The 1275-nt window shown below is 56.3% G+C and carries 1 protein-coding gene; it reads right to left on the reverse strand.

Annotated elements, in window-relative coordinates; all coding sequences use genetic code 11:
- A partial coding sequence (locus FHX15_RS30755) for a cache domain-containing protein (RefSeq protein WP_184402091.1) occupies positions 1-851 on the reverse strand: 851 nt, incomplete at its 3' end.
- Positions 852-1275 lie beyond the last annotated feature (424 nt).

A 1275-nucleotide genomic window follows, 5' to 3' on the forward strand; every position in this document is an offset into this window, starting at 1 on the left:
CGCAGGTTGGTCTCACGCTCGCTTTCGAGTGCCAGCTGCTGGGCCGCCTCGCGCTCCGACATCGCATGACGCTCCCGGATCTTTTCCTGCAGCGATTGCGTCGCCTTCGCCATCATGCCGACCTCGTTGTTCATGCTCGTATGCGGGATGGCAATCGAGACGTCTTCCTCGGCAACAGCCTGCAGGGCGGTGTGAACATCCTTCAACGGATTCGATATGCCGCGGATGACCAGATAGGCGGCGACAATGGCGAAGAAGAACAAGACGATGCTGCCTGACAATGCCGCCAGAATCTTGTCGTTCACCTGGGCATCGAGGTCGTCCATGTAGACGCCGGTACTGACGACGACCTTCCATGGGTCGAAGGCCAGTGCATAGGCCGACTTGCGATAATCGCCCACAGGTTGGCCCGGTTTGGCTGTGGAATAATATTCGACGAGACCGCCGCCCTGCTGCCCGAGTTTGACCAGCTCTTCGCGATAGAGCTTGCCTTTGCTGTCCGGCTGACCCTTGTTGACCTGACCGACTTTCGAGGCGTCGTAGTGGAATACCATCTTGACGTCGTAGTCATAGCCGAAGAAATACCCATCCGGATCGTATTTCATAGCGTTGACAGTAGCATAGGCCTGCTTCTGGGCGTCTTCCAACGTCATTTCGCCGGCGGCGACCTTTGCCTGGTATTGCTTGAGGACGGAGACCGCCGACTGGACCTCCGCACGAAGCATGTCGTAGCGTTCCTTATAGATCGCGTCGACCGAGGAGCGAACCTGCAGGAAGGTGGCGATCGCAAACGCGATCATCAGGCCAACGACCAGCAATATGAGCTGCTTTGATATTTTCAAATTTTTCATGATGCCTCGCAACGGGAATGTGTGGCTGCATTCCGGTGCGGTTTTCTACCGCCTGTGCGAGCGCGCCGGATGAGGCGCACGCGTCTACCGCTGCTAAAAGAAACATGCTGCGACCGGTTTTAATTACAATTGCCACCCACCTTATAATAAACCTTTAATTCAATTGGATTTTAGACAGAAGATCCCTAAAATTTCAGGGTGCTCAAAAAGCAAAACCGCCGAACTTTCATCCGGCGGCTACTAATGACTTAGGTAATGAAAAGGCCTGTGGTCGTCCCGCTTTATGCGGCGCGGCGACCCTGATGCGAGACGGGAGCGGCCGCGACATGGCCGACGCGGAAGCCTCTGATGAGGCCGAGCAGTTCGTCGGTATCGGCTGCCAGCGTTTCAGCCGAGGCCGTGGTCTCTTCGGCCATAGCGGCGT

Origin of the sequence: Rhizobium sp. BK650 (assembly GCF_014195325.1) — a bacterium.
Classification (GTDB): Bacteria; Pseudomonadota; Alphaproteobacteria; order Rhizobiales; family Rhizobiaceae; genus Rhizobium.